The sequence below is a fragment of the Nocardioides sp. B129/18 genome (assembly GCF_055282735.1).
This window is the reverse complement of the sequence record NZ_JBUZJI010000009.1, coordinates 30,849-47,627: the sequence shown is the minus strand read 5'-3', so window position 1 is coordinate 47,627 and position 16,779 is coordinate 30,849. Positions and strand designations below refer to the sequence as shown.

Below are 16,779 nucleotides of genomic sequence, written 5' to 3'. Positions count from 1 at the left end.
AGGTGGCTCGCTCGCTTCGAGGTCGGTGCCGTCCTGACTACTCCATGCGGGCGATCGTCAGGTTCGTGCTCCCGTCGTCCGTCGTCCAGGCAGTGGTGCTGGTGGACACGCTCTGGGCCCGGAACGCAATCGACTCGCCTGCCGCGAGGTAGACGATGGTGTTGAGGCGCGAACCGTTCTTGACGTACGTGCTCACGTTGGAGATGTCGTAGGTGCTCACCGCGTAGGGGAAGGGCGTGCCGTAGGTCCCGCTGTTGTAGAGCGGCGGGTTGTTCCCGACCGCGCCATTCTTGTCCATGAAGACATGCAGCCCAGCGGAGAACGGAGCCTTAGTGCCCTGGGCGTAGGTCATGAACTGCGCGTTGACCTGGTACCAGCCTGCACCCGTCGGACCGACCGTGAACGTCGTCCCGTTCCAGGTGTTCCCACCCGTGAGGGACGCATTCGGGTTGTTGGTCGCCGAGAACTGCACCGCCTGATAGTTGTTCGTCGACATCAACCCCGTGATGTTCTGCGACGTCGAGGGGCTCACGTTCAGCTCGACGTTCGGGAACCTCTCACCGGCCGACGCTGGCGTGTAGATGGCGGTCCATGCGGTGCCGTCCGCGGTATAGACCGCGCCGGTGGTGGTGTTCAGGTAGTAGGTGCCGTCGGTCGGGGTCACCGTCCCCGGCGTCGGTGCAGCCGTGCCGGACGCCCAGGGCGTCCCCCCGCCGCTGCCCGAGCCACCAGATCCCGCCGGGCCGGTGGGGCCGGTCAGGTTCGCGATCGGCGAGCCCCAGGAGCCGGACGTCTTCTTGTAGACGTCGCCGTTGGAGGTGTTCAGGTAGAGGTCGCCGTCCGCGCCGCCGGTCGTGGGAGCACCCGCGCCGGTGAGCCACGTCGACCCGTTGGCCCCGTTCGTGCCGTTCGTGCCGTTCGTGCCGTTCGTGCCGTTGGCGCCCGGGTCGCCCTTCTGACCCTTGATGTTCGTCAGCAGCGACCACGAGCCCGACGCCTTGCGATAGACGTCGCTCGTGGCGGTGTCCAGGTAGAGATCAGCGTTCGCGCCCAACGAGTCGGCAGGAGCACCCGAGCCGGCGTACCACGTCGCGCCCGCCAGACCGTTGGCGCCGTTCGTGCCGTTTGTGCCGTTCGTGCCGTTCGTGCCGTTGGTGCCGTTCTGGCCGGCGTCGCCCTTGTCGCCCTTGTCGCCCTTGTCGCCCTTGACTCCCTGGAGGTCCACGCGGAACGTCCACGTCCCCGCGGCCTTGCGGTAGGCCTTGCTGGTGGTGGTGTCGAGGTACCAGTCGCCGTCCGCACCCAGGGTGTCCACAGGCGCACCGGCGTCGCTCAGCCAGGCGCTGCCGTCGGCGCCGTCAGCGCCGGCATCGCCCTTGTCGCCCTTGTCGCCCTTGTCGCCCTTGTCGCCCTTGGCCCCATTGGCCCCATTGGTGCCGGCGACGCCCTGGTCGCCCTGGTCACCCTTGTCGCCCTTCGCGCCCTGGTCGCCCTTCGCGCCCTGGGCCCCCTTGACGTTCACGACGAAGCCCCAGGCGCCACCCAGGCGCGTGTAGACGTCGTCGCTGGAGGAGTCGAAGTACCAGTCGCCGTCAGCGGCCGAGAGACTGCCCGGAGCACCAGCACCGGTGAGCCACTTCGAGCCGGGCACGCCCGGCTGACCCTTGAGCGCCGCCCGCGTCGCGGCGGTGAGGTCCTCGGACTCGATCGTGCCGTCAGCGATGATCCGCGTGCCGACCGCACCGGTCTTCAGGTCACGCCACTGGATCGTGTAGTCCTCGATCTGGCTGCTGGTCACCAGCCCACCGGCCACTGCACCACCGGCGCCCGAGGCAGCGATCAGCACCGCCGCCCCGACCACCACAGGAACGTGACGACGCCACCCGCGCGTCCGACCGTCCTCCGGACCCATCTGCTCATCGCCTCGTCGCGACCGCATCAGACCACTCACTCGACTTCTCCTGACGTCAGCTCATGGCGGCGTCGAGCGCCGCACCTGGGGAGTTCACGACAGTCAAGAGGAGTCTTAGGATTCGCGCAGGCGAATCCCCGAGATGGGACCGATCTCGCTGCCGCGAGATGTCGGTGCCGGACGGTCACACCGCAGAGAGCGTACGAACGCGGTGACTAGGCCTCGTCGAGCGCGGCCAGCTGACCGCAGGCGGCGTCGATGTCGTTGCCGCGGGTGTCGCGGACGGTCGTCGGGATGCCCTTGGCCTCCAGGCGGCGGACGAACTCGTCCATGTCGCCGTCCTCGGAGCGGGTGAAGATCTTGCCCTGGAAGACCGGGCCGCCCTTGGTGGGGTTGAGCGGGATCAGGTTGACGTGCACCCAGCCCCAGTCGCCGTGGGCGTTGAGGACGTCGGCGAGGAGGTCGGCGCGCCAGGCCTGGTCGTTGATGCCGCGCATCATCGCGTACTCGATGGAGACGCGGCGCTTGGTGGTGCGGGCGTACTCCCAGGCCGCCTCGACGGTCTCGGCGACGGAGTAGCGGGTGTTGATCGGCACGAGCTCGTTGCGCAGCTCGTCGTCGGGGGCGTGCAGGCTCAGCGCCAGGGTGACCGGGATGCCCTCGGTGGCCAGCTGCTTGATGCGCGGGACGAGACCGACGGTGGAGACGGTGATGCCGCGCGCCGACATGCCCAGCCCGTCGGGCGTGGGGTCGGTGAGGCGACGCACGGTGCCGATGACGGCCTTGTAGTTGGCCAGCGGCTCGCCCATGCCCATGAAGACGACGTTGGAGACGCGACCGGGGCCGCCGGGGACCTCGCCGCGGGCCAGCGAGCGGGCGCCGGCGACGACCTGCTCGACGATCTCGGCGGTGCTCATGTTGCGCTGCAGGCCGCCCTGGCCGGTGGCGCAGAACGGGCAGGCCATGCCGCAGCCGGCCTGGCTGGAGACGCACATCGTGGCGCGGTCGGGGTAGCGCATGAGCACCGACTCCACGAGGGCGCCGTCGAAGAGCTTCCACAGCGTCTTGCGGGTGGTGCCGCGGTCGGCCTCGAGGGTGCGCAGCGGCGTCATCAGCTCGGGCAGGAGCGTGGTGACCAGCTGCTCGCGCTGGGCGGCCGGCAGGTCGGTCATCTGCGCGGGGTCGTCGACCAGCCGCGCGAAGTAGTGCGTGGAGAGCTGCTTGGCCCGGAAGCCGGGCAGGCCGTTGTCCTCGAGCAGCGCCTTGCGCCCGGCCGGGTCGAGATCGGCCAGGTGGGCGGGCGGCTTGGCGCGCCCCTTCGGCGGGTCGAACACCAGGGGCAGCGGCTTCGGGGAGTCGGTCATCGCCCCCATCCTCCCACCGCGACGCGGTCCGGCCCCAATCTCAGGTGCGCGACCCGCGCCCGCGCATCACCGCTGGCATCACTGCTGGCATCACTGCTGGCGGTTGATGAGGAACCACAGGACGCCGCCGGCCACCAGGCCGACGACCAGCAGCGTCGAGACGATGCCCAGCACCATGTAGCGGCCGAAGCGTCGGGTGCCGGGGATGGCCAGCAGGGCGATGGGGATCGCGAGCGCCACCAGCACGTAGGGGAACAGCGACTCGGCGGTGTCGTAGCTGAAGACCGCCGAGAGCACCGCGCCGTAGACGCCGGGCACCAGGATGATGAAGAGCATGCCGGTGAAGAAGCCGGCCAGCGAGGAGAAGACCGGGTGGCCGCGGTGCCACCAGCTCGGCTCCGGGGCGGCGGACTCGGACTCGGAGGGGGTCACCTCGTCGTCGACGGCCGGCATCGCCTGGGTCTGGTCGCTCTCCACCTGGCGAGCCTACTCGTCATCGATCCCCGTCCGCGGGAGGGGCGAGCGGTTCTCGGGAGTGACGACGCGCAGGTCCGGCATCGCGAGGGCTCGCCAGTCCTCCAGCCGCGGGGGCGCACCTGCCAGGTCGGCGAGCAGCACCGTCCAGGCCAGGCCGTGGCCGACGAGCACGACGTCCTCGCCCGCGTGGCCCTCGAGCACGGGCGCCAGCGCGCGTCGCAGCCGCACGCGGCACTCCTCCAGCGACTCCCAGCCGGGCCGGGCCGCGGCGTCGGGACGGGCGAAGGCCGCCTCGACGGCGGCGTCGACGTCGTCGATCCAGCCGCCGGGACGCCGCAGCTCGGCGAGGTCGTCGAGGATGCCGACCGGGCCGTCGCTGAGCAGCTGGGAGGTCTCGACGGCCTTCGTCTCCGGCGAGGTCAGCCAGGTCGTCGCGCGGCATCTGCTCGCGCAGCGCCCAGACGTCGTCGAAGCCGGCCGGGTCGAGCGTCCAGGCGACGGGGTCGACGGCCGGGTCGACGCTCACCCGACCGTGCCGCACCAGGTGCAGGCGCACGGGTCAGAAGACCGCGTAGTGCAGGAGCAGCCAGATCGGGGCGATCGTGGCGAGCAGGGAGTCGAGCCGGTCCATCAGGCCGCCGTGGCCCGGGATCACCTGGCTCATGTCCTTGATGCCGAGGTCGCGCTTGATGACCGACTCGCACAGGTCGCCGAGGGTGGCCATGACCACCGCGATCAGGCCCAGGGCGACGCCGACCCACCAGTCGCCGTCGAGCAGGGTGACGACGAGCGCGACGCCGGCGCCCATGCAGAAGACCGCCGAGCCGGCGAAGCCCTCCCACGACTTCTTCGGCGAGATCACCGGCGCCATCGGATGGCGACCGAAGAGCACGCCCGCGACGTAGCCGCCGATGTCGGAGGCGATGGTGACCAGGATGAAGGTGACGATGCCGGCCACGCCGTCGTCGTCGAGCCCTCCCCCGGTGAGCCCGCCCTCGGAGAGCAGCAGCGCCACGAACGAGCCGAGGAAGGGGATGTAGATGAGGGTGAACACCGACGCGGTGGCGTTCATGACGTAGCCGTCGATGCCGCGCTGGAGCAGCCACAGCATGATGACCAGGCCGGTGACGGCGGTGCCGGTGACCAGCGCCGGCGCGCCCCAGACGTAGGCGACGACGACCATGACGACGCCGCCGACCATCAGCGGCTGCTCGGGCAGGTCGATGCCCTTGGCGAGGAAGCCCTTGCGCAGCTCCCAGATCGCGACGACGACCGCCACGGCGACGATCACCATGAACAGCGTCTTGGCGAACGCCAGCGAGGCGGCGATCGCGCCGAGCAGGACCACCGCCGAGGCGACGGCGGCGCGGAGGTCGCGACCGGCCCGCCCGTGGTCCTTCTGGGCGGGTGCGGTCGTCTGGCCGGTCATCGGTGCGGAGACTCGAGGTCAGACCTCGAGGAGCTCCGCCTCCTTGTTCTTCAGCATCTCGTCGATGGCGTCGGTGTGCTTCTTGGTCATGCCGTCGAGCCGCTTCTCGGCGCCGGTGACGTCGTCCTGGCCGACCTCGCCGTCCTTCTCGAGCTTCTCCAGGCCCTGCTTGGCGGTGCGGCGCAGGTTGCGCACGGCGACCCGGCCGTCCTCGGCCTTGCCCTTGGCGACCTTGATGAACTCCTTGCGGCGCTCCTCGGTGAGCTCGGGGAAGACGCAGCGCAGGACGCGACCGTCGTTGGCGGGGTTCACGCCGAGGTCGGAGTCGCGGATGGCGCGCTCGATGTTGCCGATCGCGCCCTGGTCGTAGGGCTGGATCAGGATGACGCGGGCCTCGGAGGAGGTGAAGGAGGCCAGCTGCTGCAGCGGCGTCGGGGAGCCGTAGTAGTCGACGACGATCTTGCTGAACATGCTCGGGTGCGCGCGGCCGGCGCGGATCGCCGCGAACTCCTCACGGGTCGACTCCACCGACTTGCCCATCTTGGCGTCGGCGTCGTTGAGGATGTCGTTGATCACGGGTGCTCCTGACAGAGGTGGGTGGACGTGCGGGCGCGCGCGAGGACGCCAGTCACGGGTGGACCAGCGTTCCGATCCTCTCACCCTGCACCGCGGAGAGGATGCTGCCCTCGACGTCCATGCCGAAGACGATCATCGGGAGCTTGTTCTCGCTGCACAGGGTGAAGGCGGTCTGATCCATGATGGCCAGGCCGTCGGCGATCGCCCGGTCGTAGGTGAGGTCGTCGTACTTGGTGGCCGTGGGGTCGTGGCGGGGGTCGGCGCTGTAGACGCCGTCGACGCCGCTCTTGGCGACCAGCACGACCTCGCAGCGACTCTCGAGGGCGCGCTGCACCGCGACGGTGTCGGTGGAGAAGAAGGGCATGCCCATGCCGGCGCCGAAGATGACGACGCGGCCCTTCTCCATGTGCCGGATCGCGCGGCGCGGGATGTAGGGCTCGGCGACCTGGCCCATCGTGATGGCGGTCTGGACGCGGGTCTCGACGCCCATCTTCTCCAGGAAGTCCTGCAGCGCCAGGCAGTTCATGACGATGCCGAGCATGCCCATGTAGTCGGCGCGGACGCGGTCCATGCCGCGCTGCTGGAGCTCGGCGCCGCGGAAGAAGTTGCCGCCGCCGGTGACGACGGCGATCTGGGTGCCGGTGCGGGCGACCGCGGCGATCTCGGCGGCGATCTTCTGCACGACGTCGGGGTCGACCCCGACCTTGCCGCCGCCGAACACCTCGCCGGAGAGCTTCAGGAGCACACGCTTGTAACCGGACACCGGGAACCTTTCGATCGCGAGCGGAGGCGGGGCGAGATTATCAGTGACCGAGCCGGGCACCCCGCCGGGCGATGCCGCCGACGAGGCTCAGGTGACTCAGCGCACGCGGTCGACCCGCGAGCGGTGCTGTCGGTGGTTGTCGCCGTCGATGTCGGAGTCTCGTGTGCGGGAGACGTGGTCGATCCTCTCCTCATCTCCGTCGACGGGCTGGGCCACGATCACGGTGTCGCGTTCGAACTCGTGCGTCTTGTCGTCGTTGCGGTAGTAGCGGTGGATCAGGCAGTACGTCGCCACGGCCCCGGCCGGTCCGGCGGCGAGCAGCCAGGCGGCGCCGTCGGTGGCCAGCGGGCTCAGCTGGACGACGTGGGCCAGCCCGAGGGCCAGTGCCGCGCTCATGTGGTCGCCGCCAGGATCGCGGCGGCGACGCCCTCGAGGGCGGTGCCCACCGTCAAGGCGGCGAGCAGCAGCCGCGGCTTGGAGACCGGGATGCTGCCCATCGTCTCGCCGGTGCGGGCGTTCACGGCGATGTAGTGCAGGAGGCCGTTGCTCTCCTGCCGGTACGAGTAGAGCCACACCGGCAGGTACATCGAGACCCACCGCGAGCCCCCGACGTCGATCCTCTCCTGCTCCCAGCGCACACCCCGGTTGAAGCGCCCCAGCGTGGGCTGCACCTGCGAGCGACCGATGGAGAGCAGCTGGTCCTCCAGCACGGGCCCGAGACCCTCGACGTCCAGGTCGCGCTTCTCACTGGTGAACCCGACCAGGTAGCTGGCGTTCCAACGCACGGCGTTCTTGGTGTCGAAGGGCAGCACCGAGTTGACGATGTTGTTGGTCGTGTCGCTGCTCAGGTCGGCACGCTCGGCTGACCCCTCGATGGTGAGATCGTCGACGGTGAAGGCCACGGTGCGCGAGATCCGGTAGACGTCGGCGGCGTAGTAGGTGACGCTCCTGTCGCCGTGCTTCTCAGTCCAGCGTCGGGTCTCGACCTCCGCCGTGCCCCAGTACTCCGACTGCGCGCGAGCGTCGATGACGAGATAGGGCAGGTAGACGCCCAGGACGTTCTCGGGCACGAACTCGGCCTTGAACCGCTGGTGGGCGAAGAGGCGTCGCTTCGAGGCGAACCCGCGGATCCTCTCGACAGCATCGTCCTTCGTCAGCCGGAACGGCAGGACGGCGTCCGGCACCGCGCCGTTGGCGATCTGCTGGTTCACGTTGAGCGTGTGCCGGCACCAGTGGCAGCGGGCGTTGAGCGCGTGGGCGGTGTCGACCACGACCTCGGCGCCGCAGGCCTCGCACTTGAAGGTGAGGACGTCAGCGACGTCGGCCTGGATGCGCCGAGCACCACTGGCGATGACGGTGCCGTCGAGCTGGTCGATGCCCTCACCGAGGCCGAACTCCTCCTCGACCCTGGCCTCCTGCCACTCGTTGCGGCAGAACAGGCACACCAGGTTGCCGGTCGACCCGCGCAGCTGGACGTCGGTGCCGCCGCACTTCGGGCAGCGGTTCAGGCCGTCCTTGAGCGACTCGTTGATCGTCTCGATGCCAGGTCCCGACTCGGGCTTGGCCCGAGCGGCGTCGAGCTCCTCCTCCAGCGACAGCGGCGGCCCGTCGAAGGGGGGCTGCTGAGGCGCTGACTCCTGTGTCATCGACGGATCGCCCTCAGAGCCCGAGGGCCTTGGCCTTGGCGGCGTCGTAGTCGGCCTGGGTGATCAGACCGGCGTCGAGCATCTCCTTGGCACGGGTCAGCACGGCCACGGGGTCGGCTGCGGGGTCGGGAGCGGGGGCGGCGGCGGGATCGGCTGCGGCGGGCGCGGCTCCCGCGGGAGCCGCGGGCGCCGAGGGGGACGAGGGGGCTGCCGGGGCTGCCGGGGCTGCCGGCGGAGCCGGAGGCGCCGCCGGGGGCACGGGCTGCTGCAGGCCGCCCACGCCGAGACCGCCCACGCCCAGGCCCAGGCCGACCAGGCCACCCGGGCCGGCGTTCTCGCCTGCGGCTTGGATGCCGGCTGCCACCGAGGCCTGCAGGTTGGAGTTGCCGCGGGCGCCGGAGAGGGCGTCCGCGCGCTGCACGTTCGTGAGCAGCTCGCGGGTCGTGGCGTCGTACTCGATGGCGATGATCGCGGTCTTGACGATCTCGAGCCCGCGGTCGGTACGCCATCGGTAGTTCTGCTCGACCGCGGCCGAGAGCGACTGGGCGAAGCCGATGGAGTCCTGCTGCAGCCTCGTGATGCGGTTGCCCTTGGCGGGATCGTTCGTGTACATCGAGAACGCGGGGGCCAGCGAGCCCACGACCTCGTTGAACAGCTGCTCGCCGGCCGGGTTGTCGAGGTCGGTGAAGTCGAAGGTCGCGCGGCCGTCGATGACGTCGGCCGGCACGAAGTTGCGGATGAACGTCAGCGGATCGGTGATCTTGAGCGTGTACGTGCCGCGGGTGATGGCGCCGACCTGGGTGTTGAGGAAGGCGTCGTCCCAGTAGATCTCGGACTGGGTGCCGAACTTGTTGTTCGGAAGCTCCTTGAGCGAGACGAACACGGCCGACTGCTGCGACGAGGGCCGGCCGCCGAGCTTGAAGCGCTCCCAGCTCTGCCTGACGATCGAGTCGACCAGGCCTCCGCCGCTGAAGATCGACTGCGAGGCGGCCTCCTCGGAATCCCAGATGTAGGCGCCGGGCTCCGCAGCGAAGCCCGTGAAGGCGCCGTCCTCGATCAGCACCAGGCCGTAGCCCTGGGGGACGATGATCTTGGATCCCCGGGTGATGACGCCGTCGGACGCGCGGGTGTTGCTGCCGCGGCCGGCATTCTGGCCCTGCTGCACAGCCGGGAAGATGGCCGCCGTGGCGCCGATGCCCGCGGGGACTCCGTAGAAGTCGACCCACTGGTCGGCGAGCGTGCCGCCCATCGCGCCGATCGCGGCCTGGATGAGTCCCACCTGACGTACACCTCCACCTGGAACGGTGCGCCCCGCTCCCGCAGGACGCCGGTCGCCGAGGGGCGGACGACCGGGATCAACCTACTGCTGCCTCCGGGCCGACGGGAGGGAATGAGCGCACCGGGGGCGTCCTGCGGGGTCGTCCTGCGGGGTCGTCCTGCAGGGTCGTCCTGCAGGGCAACGGATCGAGAGTCGAACGGCGCCCGAGACGTGCGAACGGCCGGTCACCCCGTGCGGGTGACCGGCCGTTCGGCTGACGCGGACGACGCTCAGGCGCCGACCTCGAAGCGCGCGAAGCGCGACACGGTCGTGCCGGCGGCGTCGAGCACCTGCTTGACCGACTTCTTCGCCTCGAAGACCGACTCCTGGTCGAGCAGGACGATCTCCTTGTAGAAGGCGTTGATGCGGCCCTCGACGATCTTGGCGACGGCAGCCTCGGGCTTGCCCTCCTCGAGCGTCTTCTTGGTGAGGACGTCGCGCTCCTGGGCCACGACGTCGGCCGGGACCTGGTCGCTGGTGAGGAACTGCGCCTTGAGGGCGGCGGCCTGCTGGGCGGCCTGCTTGGCCGCGGCCTCGTCGCCGGTGTACTCCACCAGGACGCCGAGGGTCGGGGGCAGGTCGGACGCCTTCTTGTGCAGGTACACCGTGGTGGTGCCCTCGAAGTAGGCGACCTGGCCGAGCTCGATCTTCTCGCCGATGGTGATGGCGAGGTCCTGGACGGTCTCGCCCACGGTCTTCTCGCCGAGCGAGACGGCCTTGAGGGCCTCGGCGTCGCCGGTCTTGTGCTGGTCGGCGGCGTCGGCGATCTGCTGCGCGGCAGCGATGAACGCCTCGTTCTTGGCGACGAAGTCGGTCTCGGCGAGCAGGCTCACCAGGGCGTTGCCCGACGCGGCCACGAGGCCGGCCGAGGTCTCGCGCTCCGCGCCGCGGGCGGCCGCCTTGGCGGCGCCCTTCACGCGGAGCAGCTCGACCGCCTTGTCGAAGTCGCCCTCGGACTCGTCGAGCGCCTTCTTGCAGTCCATCATGCCGGCCTGGGTCAGCTCACGGAGCTTCTTCACATCGGCAGCGGTGTAGGCCATGTGTGTCCTCTTCGGTACGGGGTGTGTACGGGTGGGGAGTGCTCAGGCCTCGGTGGAGGCGGCCTCGGTCGCAGCCTCGGCCGGAGCGGCCTCGGCGGCGGCCTCGGTGGCGGCCTCGCCCTCGGTGCTCGCGCCGGTGGCGGCGGCAGCGGCCTCGCCCTCGGGGGCGGCGGTGGCGGTCTCGGCGGCCTGCTCGGCGTCGCCGGAGAGCAGCTCGCGCTCCCACTCGGCCAGCGGCTCGGCCGCGCCGTTCTCGGAGCCCTCGGTGGCGGTCTTCGCGCCCGAGCGGGCGATGAGGCCCTCGGCGACGGCGTCGGCGATCACGCGGGTCAGCAGACCGACGGCGCGGATGGCGTCGTCGTTGCCCGGGATCGGGAAGTCGACCTCGTCGGGGTCGCAGTTGGTGTCGAGGATGCCGATGATCGGGATCCGGAGCTTGCGGGCCTCCTCGACGGCGAGGTGCTCCTTCTTGGTGTCGACGATCCACACCGCGGAGGGGGTGCGCGACATCTCGCGGATGCCGCCGAGGGTCTTGTCGAGCTTGTCGCGCTCCCGCTTCATCTGCAGGAGCTCCTTCTTGGTGCGACCCGAGCCGGCGACGTTGTCGAAGTCGACGTCGTCGAGCTCCTTGAGGCGGTTGATCCGCTGGTGCACGGTCGAGAAGTTGGTGAGCATGCCGCCGAGCCAGCGCTGGTTGACGTAGGGCATGCCGACGCGCGTCGCCTGCTCGGCGATGGCCTCCTGGGCCTGCTTCTTGGTGCCGACGAACATCACGGTGCCGCCCTTGGCGACGGTGTCCTTGATGAACGCGTACGAGCGGTCGATGTAGGCCAGCGACTGCTGCAGGTCGATGATGTAGATGCCGTTGCGCTCGGTCATGATGAAGCGCTTCATCTTCGGGTTCCAGCGACGGGTCTGGTGTCCGAAGTGGACGCCGCTCTCGAGGAGCTGGCGCATGGTCACGACTGCCATGGTGGTTCTCTCCTGTGTGGGCGTCCGCCGTCCGCGCGACCTTGGCACCGGCGCTCGCCGGCAGGACGCACCGGCGGACCGCCCGGTGGTGGGTTTCGAGTTGCTGCCGCGACGACGGGTGCCGCGCGGCCCTGATGCCTGCGCGTCGGCCCCACCCGCGCGAGCGGGACCGGGGGCCGGCGCCCACGGGTGGTCGACTCCCGGAGCGGGAGCCGTCGTGGACAGCAGGCATGCGATGTCAGCCCCGGAGGGCTGCACCTCCACCCTACGCGAGGCGGACGGCAGCGGGCCAATCCCGGATCCTCCGCCGCCGCGCCCGCCACCTCCCGTCCACAGGGTCGGGCGCGACGGCGTCGTCCACCGATCGCGGACGACCCTGGCCGCTCCCCCGACCCGACGCGCAGGCTCGCACCATGCGCCCTCTGCGTCCCGCTCTCCCGGCCCTCCTGCTCGTCCTGGCCGCGGCGGTGCCGAGCATCGCGGCCCAGCCCGTCCCCGGGGCCGCCGACCCCGTCCCGCGCGAGGGGGCCTGGCCGCTGAGCCCGGCCACCGTCGTCCGCGGGTTCGAGCCGCCCAGCGGCCCCTACGGCCCCGGCCACCGCGGGGTCGACCTCCTGGGCGCGCCCGGCCAGGCCGTGCACGCCGCCCTCGGCGGCACCGTGACCTTCGCCGGCCGGCTCGCCGGACGCGGCGTCGTCGTGGTCGACCACGGAGAGACCCGCACCACCTACGAGCCGGTCGACGCCGCGGTGCGGCGCGGAGAGGAGGTCGCCCCGGCCGCGGTCCTCGGACGCCTCGAGGCCGCGCCGTCGCACTGTCGTCCACGGGCATGTCTGCACTGGGGCTGGCGACGCGGCGAGACCTACCTCGACCCGCTCGGCCTGGTCGGCGGCGGGCCGGTGCGGCTCCTGCCCCTGGCGGGGCTGGGTGAGCGCGCTCTGCGGGGCGCGCCGCCCGCCGCGGGAGCCGGAGCGACCTCGCCGGGCGGGTCACCCGTGCCATCCGCGGCGGTCGGGTCCGCCGCCACGGCGGCCCTGCCGCTGCTCGGACCGGCCGGGCTCGCCCTGGCTCAGGCGCGGGGGTGGGCCTGGCGGTAAGCCCGGCGCAGCCGGTCGGTGCTGACGTGGGTGTAGAGCTGGGTGGTCGCCATGGAGGCATGTCCGAGGAGCTCCTGCACCGAGCGCAGGTCGGCGCCGCCCTCGAGGAGGTGGGTGGCGGCGGTGTGTCGCAGTCCGTGAGGCCCGATGTCGGGCGCTCCGGGGACCTCGCTGATGCGGCGGTGCACCATCCGACGGATCGTGCGCTGGTCGACCCGTGCGCCGTGGGCGCCGAGGAGCAGCGCCGCGCCGGAGTCCGGCTGGGCGAGCGCGGGCCGGCCGTGGGCGAGCCAGAAGTCCAGGGCTCGGGCGGCCGGACGACCGAAGGGAACCGTGCGCTCCTTGTCGCCCTTGCCGAGCACCCGCACCACGCACCGGCGACGGTCGACGTCGTCGACGTCGAGGCCCACCAGCTCCCCCACGCGGATGCCGGTGGCGTAGAGCAGCTCCAGCGCGGCGACGTCGCGGAGGCCGACGGGGCTGCCGTCGTCGGCCGCCCGGGTCGCCGCGGCGATGAGGTCGCTGGCCTCCTCGGGCCTCAGCACGGCCGGCAGCTCGCGGTGCGGCTTGGGACGGGCGAGCGCGGCTCCGACGTCAGCCGGCGCGCGACCCGACCGTGCGAGCCAGGCGGTGAAGACCTTCGCCGAGGTCGAGCGGCGGGCCAGGGTGGACCGGGCGCGTCCGAGGGTCTGCTGGCGGGCCAGCCAGCTGCGCAGGGCGCGCAGATCCAGGTCGGCGACGTCGAGGACGCCCAGCCGGCCCGCGTGCTCGGCCAGCGAGGCGAGGTCGGTGAGGTAGGCCCGGATCGTGTGCTCGGCCAGCCCCCGCTCGGCCCGCAGGTGCCGCTCATAGCGGGCCAGCGTCCGCGCCCATGCCTCGGGGACGGCCTCGATGGAGGTCTCGCCACCGGCCTCGGGCGCGACGTCGTGCTCCTCGCGTCGCTCCGTCTGCTCGCCCACCCCACCGAGTCTAGGAAGGCCGGTGCCTCGCGGCGGGGCGGCGCGCGGGTCAGACCAGTGCGGCCGGGGTGAGGTGCCACCGCTCCTCCCGCTGCTCGAGCAGCCCTTGAGCGGCCAGGCGCTGCAGCTCGCGCTCGACGGTGTCCACGGCCAGACCGGCCGCACGGGCGAGCACGATCGCCGAGCCGACCCCGCTGACCGGCACGGCGTCGAGCAGCTGCGCCTGCACCGGGGTGACGAGGTCGCGCGGGCGGTCGCGGCCGCGCGGGATCTCCTGCAGGTGGGTGCCGGCGGCGCCGACGAGCTCGAGGACGTCGTGCGGGCCGGTGACCAGCGTGGCCGCGCCCTGGCGCACGAGGTGGTGGACGCCCTGGCTGGCGGCGCTGGTGACCGGCCCGGGCACGCCCATGAGCACCCGATGGAGCCGCCCGGCCCAGTTGGCGGTGTTCAGGGCTCCGCTGCGCACGGCCGCCTCGACCACCACGGTGCCGCACGAGAGCGCGGCGATGAGCCGGTTGCGGGCGAGGAACCGCACCCGCATCGGCGCGGAGCCCGGCGGGGCCTCCGACACCACGAGGTGCTCCTCGGCCAGGTGCGTGAGGAGGGCCCGATGCGCCTCGGGGTAGACGCGGTCGGCGCCGCAGGCGAGGACGGCCATCGTCGGACCCTGCGCTCCCAGCGCCCCGCGGTGCGCGGCCTGGTCGATGCCGAACGCCGCCCCCGAGACGACGCCGCGGCCCTCGCGAGCCAGACCCGCGGCGATCTCGCCGGCGACCTCGCCGCCGTAGGTGGTCGCCGAGCGCGAGCCCACCAGGGCGACGGCATCGGACCAGGCGTCCAGGCGCAGCGGACCGCGCAGCCACAGTCCGAGCGGGACACCGCCACGATGGTGCAGGGGCTCGGCGCCGGCGAGGTCGGTCAGCGAGTCCGGCCACTCGGGGTCGCCCGGGATGACGAAGCGGATGCCGAGACGCTCGGCCTGCTCGAGCTCGCGGACGGGGTCGACCTCCGCCAGCCGAGGACCGAGGTCCTCGCTCAGCTCGGGCACCCGGGTGCGGGTCAGCAGCGCCTCGTAGACCGTGGGCGCTCCGAGCTCGGCGACCAGCCGGCTGGTGGGCAGGTGCCCGGGCTCGACCAGACGGCTGAGCGCGGCCCGCGCCAGGCGCTCGGCGTCGGAGGCGCTCATCCGGCCCGCTCCGCGAGCGTCGCGAGCAGCAGGGGGTCGCCGCGTCGCAGCCGCCAGGCGACGTCGAGCTCCTCGAGCCCCGGAGCCGGGGTGGGGGCGCCGCAGACGTCGGCGCGCAGGTCCGCGACGGTCCAGGCCAGTCGGTGGACGCGCACCGCGCCGCGACCGGACAGCTCGCCGTCGTAGATGCGGGCGTCGAGGGCGTCGCGCGCGGCCGCCTCCAGCGGCCACTCCTCGCGCAGCGCCGGGCCGGGGACGTGTGCGTTCAGCCGCCAGCCACGGCCGGCGTAGCGGGCGGCCTGACGCTCGCGGGCGCGCGCGACACGAGCGCGGACGGTGGCGGAGGACTCGACGACCGCGAGCGGATCGCGACGCTCGTGGGGCCGCAGCCCCTCGACCTGACGCGTGATGTCGATGCGGTCGAGCAGCGGGCCGGAGAGCCGGGCCCGATAGGCGCGACGCACCGACTCCCGGCAGGTGCAGCGGTTCTGGCCGGCCTGGGCGCGGTACTCGCCACACGGACACGGGTTCGCGGCCAGCACCAGCAGGGCGCGCGCCGGGAGGGTGACCATCTCGTCGCGCCGCGCGATGGTGATGTCGCCGCTCTCCAGCGGCTGGCGCAGGGCCTCGAGCACGTCGAGGCGGAAGAGCGGGAACTCGTCGAGGAACAGCACCCCGGTGTGCGCGCGGCTCAGCTCCCCCGGCGTGACCTGGCCGGTGCCGCCGCCGACGATCGCGGCCTTGGACGCGTCGTGGTGCGGAGCGGCGTAGGGCGGGCGCCGCACCAGGCCGGACGCGGGGTCGAGGGAGCCGGCCAGCGAGTGCAGCGTGGTGGCCTCCAGGCTCTCCTCGGCGTCGAGGTCGGGGAGGATCGTGGGCAGGCGCTCGGCCAGACTGGTCTTGCCCGAGCCCTTGGGGCCGATCAGGAGCAGATGGTGTCCGCCGGCCGCGGCCACCTCGGCGGCGAACCGGGCGTCGGCCAGCCCCGCGAGGTCGGCGAGGTCGACCTCCTCGTGCCGGGTGCTCCCCCGCCAGGTCAGCACCTCCGCGCCCGACCGCGCGGCGACGGGCGCCGCCTCGGGGACGGCCTCGCCGGTGAGCACCGCCAGCACCTGGGCCAGCGAGCGCACCCCGAGGACGGCGACGCCCGGCACGAGCGCGGCCTCCTCGGCCTGGGGCTCGGGGACGACCACCGTGTGCGCGCCCCGTCCGGCGGCGGCCAGCACCATCGGCAGCACGCCGACGGCCGGCCGGAGGCCGCCGTCGAGGGTCAGCTCCCCGATGAGCACGACGCCCTCCAGCACCGCGGGGTCGAGGCGGGCGTCGGCGGCCAGGATCGCGACGGCGATCGCGAGGTCGAAGTGGCTGCCGCGCTTGGGGAGGTCGGCCGGTGCCAGCAGCACGGTGATGCGCTTCGTGGAGGGCCACGGCAGGTCGGAGTTGACCACGGCCATCCGGCAGCGATCGCGCGCCTCCTGCAGAGCGGTGTCGGCCCGGCCCACCAGGGTGAGCCCGACCTGCCCGGGCGAGACGTCGGCCTGGACGTCGATGAGGTGGCCCACGGCGCCGTCGAGCGCGACCGTGCGGGCCCGCGCGACCGGCATCAGACCAGCCCCCGCACGTGCTCGACCACCGACGGCCCACGCCGGGGTCGAAGCACCGCGACGAGGTCCAGGCGCACCTCGGGGGCCCGGACGCCATGGGCGGCCTGCCACTCCTCGGCCAGCCGGACCATCCGCTCGAGCTTCACCGGGGTGATGGCCTCGTGGGGCGTGCCGCGCTGCACGCTGGCGCGGGTCTTGACCTCGACGACGACGAGCACCGCTCCGTCGCGGGCGACGAGGTCGATCTCGCCGCCGGCGCCGCGCCAGTTGGCGTCGAGCACGACGAGCCCGGCCGCCTCGAGGTGGCGCCGGGCGACGAGCTCGCCGTGGCGGCCCAGCGCGACCGAGCGGAGGTCGTGACGGGCCGGACGGCCGGGCCGGGATGCTGCTGTGGGACGTGGCATGGGGGCCTCCTTCGCCCTCCAGCCTCGGCGGC

Annotated in this window: 17 protein-coding genes; 1 reads left to right on the top strand and 16 read right to left on the bottom strand. The window is 72.4% G+C overall.

All coding sequences use genetic code 11. The features are described from left to right. Positions 1–37: 37 nt before the first annotated feature. From ACZDWJ_RS08795 to rpsB, 12 genes are all read right to left on the bottom strand, one after another. Positions 38–1,846, bottom strand: a complete 1,809-nt coding sequence (locus ACZDWJ_RS08795; RefSeq protein WP_463520567.1) for a hypothetical protein — start codon at positions 1,844–1,846, stop codon at positions 38–40. Between the two features lie 281 nt (positions 1,847–2,127). Continuing rightward, positions 2,128–3,276 (bottom strand): dual-specificity RNA methyltransferase RlmN, encoded by a 1,149-nt coding sequence (gene rlmN / locus ACZDWJ_RS08790; RefSeq protein WP_463520566.1) that lies wholly within the window; start codon positions 3,274–3,276, stop codon positions 2,128–2,130. A 90-nt stretch (positions 3,277–3,366) separates the two neighbouring features. Further along, on the bottom strand, positions 3,367–3,753 hold the full coding sequence (locus tag ACZDWJ_RS08785; protein ID WP_463520565.1) for a hypothetical protein: 387 nt from the start codon (positions 3,751–3,753) through the stop codon (positions 3,367–3,369). Between the two features lie 9 nt (positions 3,754–3,762). Then, positions 3,763–4,176, bottom strand: coding sequence for a histidine phosphatase family protein (locus tag ACZDWJ_RS08780; RefSeq protein ID WP_463520652.1), 414 nt, complete (start codon positions 4,174–4,176; stop codon positions 3,763–3,765). Positions 4,177–4,312: 136 nt separating this feature from the next. Next, positions 4,313–5,182: a phosphatidate cytidylyltransferase gene (locus tag ACZDWJ_RS08775; protein ID WP_463520564.1), complete on the bottom strand. Its 870-nt coding sequence runs from the start codon at positions 5,180–5,182 to the stop codon at positions 4,313–4,315. An 18-nt stretch (positions 5,183–5,200) separates the two neighbouring features. Then, positions 5,201–5,755 carry a ribosome recycling factor gene (gene frr / locus ACZDWJ_RS08770; RefSeq protein WP_463520651.1) on the bottom strand — a complete coding sequence of 185 codons (555 nt, stop codon included), beginning with the start codon at positions 5,753–5,755 and terminating at the stop codon, positions 5,201–5,203. Positions 5,756–5,810: 55 nt separating this feature from the next. After that, positions 5,811–6,521, bottom strand: a complete 711-nt coding sequence (pyrH, locus tag ACZDWJ_RS08765; RefSeq protein WP_463520563.1) for a UMP kinase — start codon at positions 6,519–6,521, stop codon at positions 5,811–5,813. Between the two features lie 96 nt (positions 6,522–6,617). After that, complete coding sequence (locus ACZDWJ_RS08760; protein ID WP_463520562.1) at positions 6,618–6,917, bottom strand: hypothetical protein; 300 nt, start codon at positions 6,915–6,917, stop codon at positions 6,618–6,620. After that, a complete protein-coding gene (locus ACZDWJ_RS08755; protein WP_463520561.1) occupies positions 6,914–8,167 on the bottom strand; it encodes a TFIIB-type zinc ribbon-containing protein in 1,254 nt (417 codons plus the stop codon). Before ACZDWJ_RS08755 ends, ACZDWJ_RS08760 begins: the two co-directional genes overlap by 4 nt. Before the next feature lie 13 nt (positions 8,168–8,180). Beyond that, positions 8,181–9,446 (bottom strand): SPFH domain-containing protein, encoded by a 1,266-nt coding sequence (locus tag ACZDWJ_RS08750; RefSeq protein WP_463520560.1) that lies wholly within the window; start codon positions 9,444–9,446, stop codon positions 8,181–8,183. A gap of 269 nt (positions 9,447–9,715) precedes the next feature. Beyond that, entirely contained in the window at positions 9,716–10,525 is an 810-nt protein-coding gene (gene tsf / locus ACZDWJ_RS08745; RefSeq protein ID WP_463520559.1) for a translation elongation factor Ts, read from the bottom strand. 42 nt (positions 10,526–10,567) lie between these two features. After that, on the bottom strand, positions 10,568–11,497 hold the full coding sequence (gene rpsB / locus ACZDWJ_RS08740) for a 30S ribosomal protein S2 (protein WP_463520558.1): 930 nt from the start codon (positions 11,495–11,497) through the stop codon (positions 10,568–10,570). 413 nt (positions 11,498–11,910) lie between these two features. Between rpsB and ACZDWJ_RS08735 the strand changes: the two genes are divergently transcribed. Next, on the top strand, positions 11,911–12,594 hold the full coding sequence (locus tag ACZDWJ_RS08735; RefSeq protein ID WP_463520557.1) for a murein hydrolase activator EnvC family protein: 684 nt from the start codon (positions 11,911–11,913) through the stop codon (positions 12,592–12,594). Here ACZDWJ_RS08735 and ACZDWJ_RS08730 read toward each other — a convergent pair. The 4 genes from ACZDWJ_RS08730 to ACZDWJ_RS08715 form a co-directional block, all read right to left on the bottom strand. Beyond that, positions 12,567–13,487 carry a tyrosine recombinase XerC gene (locus tag ACZDWJ_RS08730; protein WP_463520650.1) on the bottom strand — a complete coding sequence of 307 codons (921 nt, stop codon included), beginning with the start codon at positions 13,485–13,487 and terminating at the stop codon, positions 12,567–12,569. The genes ACZDWJ_RS08735 and ACZDWJ_RS08730 overlap by 28 nt on opposite strands. Before the next feature lie 115 nt (positions 13,488–13,602). After that, positions 13,603–14,739, bottom strand: coding sequence for a DNA-processing protein DprA (gene dprA, locus ACZDWJ_RS08725; RefSeq protein ID WP_463520556.1), 1,137 nt, complete (start codon positions 14,737–14,739; stop codon positions 13,603–13,605). Then, a complete protein-coding gene (locus tag ACZDWJ_RS08720) occupies positions 14,736–16,343 on the bottom strand; it encodes a YifB family Mg chelatase-like AAA ATPase (protein WP_463520555.1) in 1,608 nt (535 codons plus the stop codon). Before ACZDWJ_RS08720 ends, dprA begins: the two co-directional genes overlap by 4 nt. After that, complete coding sequence (locus ACZDWJ_RS08715; protein WP_463520554.1) at positions 16,343–16,747, bottom strand: YraN family protein; 405 nt, start codon at positions 16,745–16,747, stop codon at positions 16,343–16,345. The genes ACZDWJ_RS08720 and ACZDWJ_RS08715 overlap by 1 nt, the downstream gene beginning before the upstream one ends. Between the last annotated feature and the right edge of the window lie 32 nt (positions 16,748–16,779).

Coding starts and splice junctions, on each gene's coding strand:
- rlmN (WP_463520566.1), bottom strand. CDS start 3,276: ATGACCGACTCCCCGAAGCCGCTGCCCCTGGTGTTCGACCCGCCGAAG.
- ACZDWJ_RS08775 (WP_463520564.1), bottom strand. CDS start 5,182: ATGACCGGCCAGACGACCGCACCCGCCCAGAAGGACCACGGGCGGGCC.
- ACZDWJ_RS08760 (WP_463520562.1), bottom strand. CDS start 6,917: ATGAGCGCGGCACTGGCCCTCGGGCTGGCCCACGTCGTCCAGCTGAGC.
- ACZDWJ_RS08755 (WP_463520561.1), bottom strand. CDS start 8,167: ATGACACAGGAGTCAGCGCCTCAGCAGCCCCCCTTCGACGGGCCGCCG.
- tsf (WP_463520559.1), bottom strand. CDS start 10,525: ATGGCCTACACCGCTGCCGATGTGAAGAAGCTCCGTGAGCTGACCCAG.
- rpsB (WP_463520558.1), bottom strand. CDS start 11,497: ATGGCAGTCGTGACCATGCGCCAGCTCCTCGAGAGCGGCGTCCACTTC.
- ACZDWJ_RS08735 (WP_463520557.1), top strand. CDS start 11,911: ATGCGCCCTCTGCGTCCCGCTCTCCCGGCCCTCCTGCTCGTCCTGGCC.
- dprA (WP_463520556.1), bottom strand. CDS start 14,739: ATGAGCGCCTCCGACGCCGAGCGCCTGGCGCGGGCCGCGCTCAGCCGT.
- ACZDWJ_RS08720 (WP_463520555.1), bottom strand. CDS start 16,343: ATGCCGGTCGCGCGGGCCCGCACGGTCGCGCTCGACGGCGCCGTGGGC.
- ACZDWJ_RS08715 (WP_463520554.1), bottom strand. CDS start 16,747: ATGCCACGTCCCACAGCAGCATCCCGGCCCGGCCGTCCGGCCCGTCAC.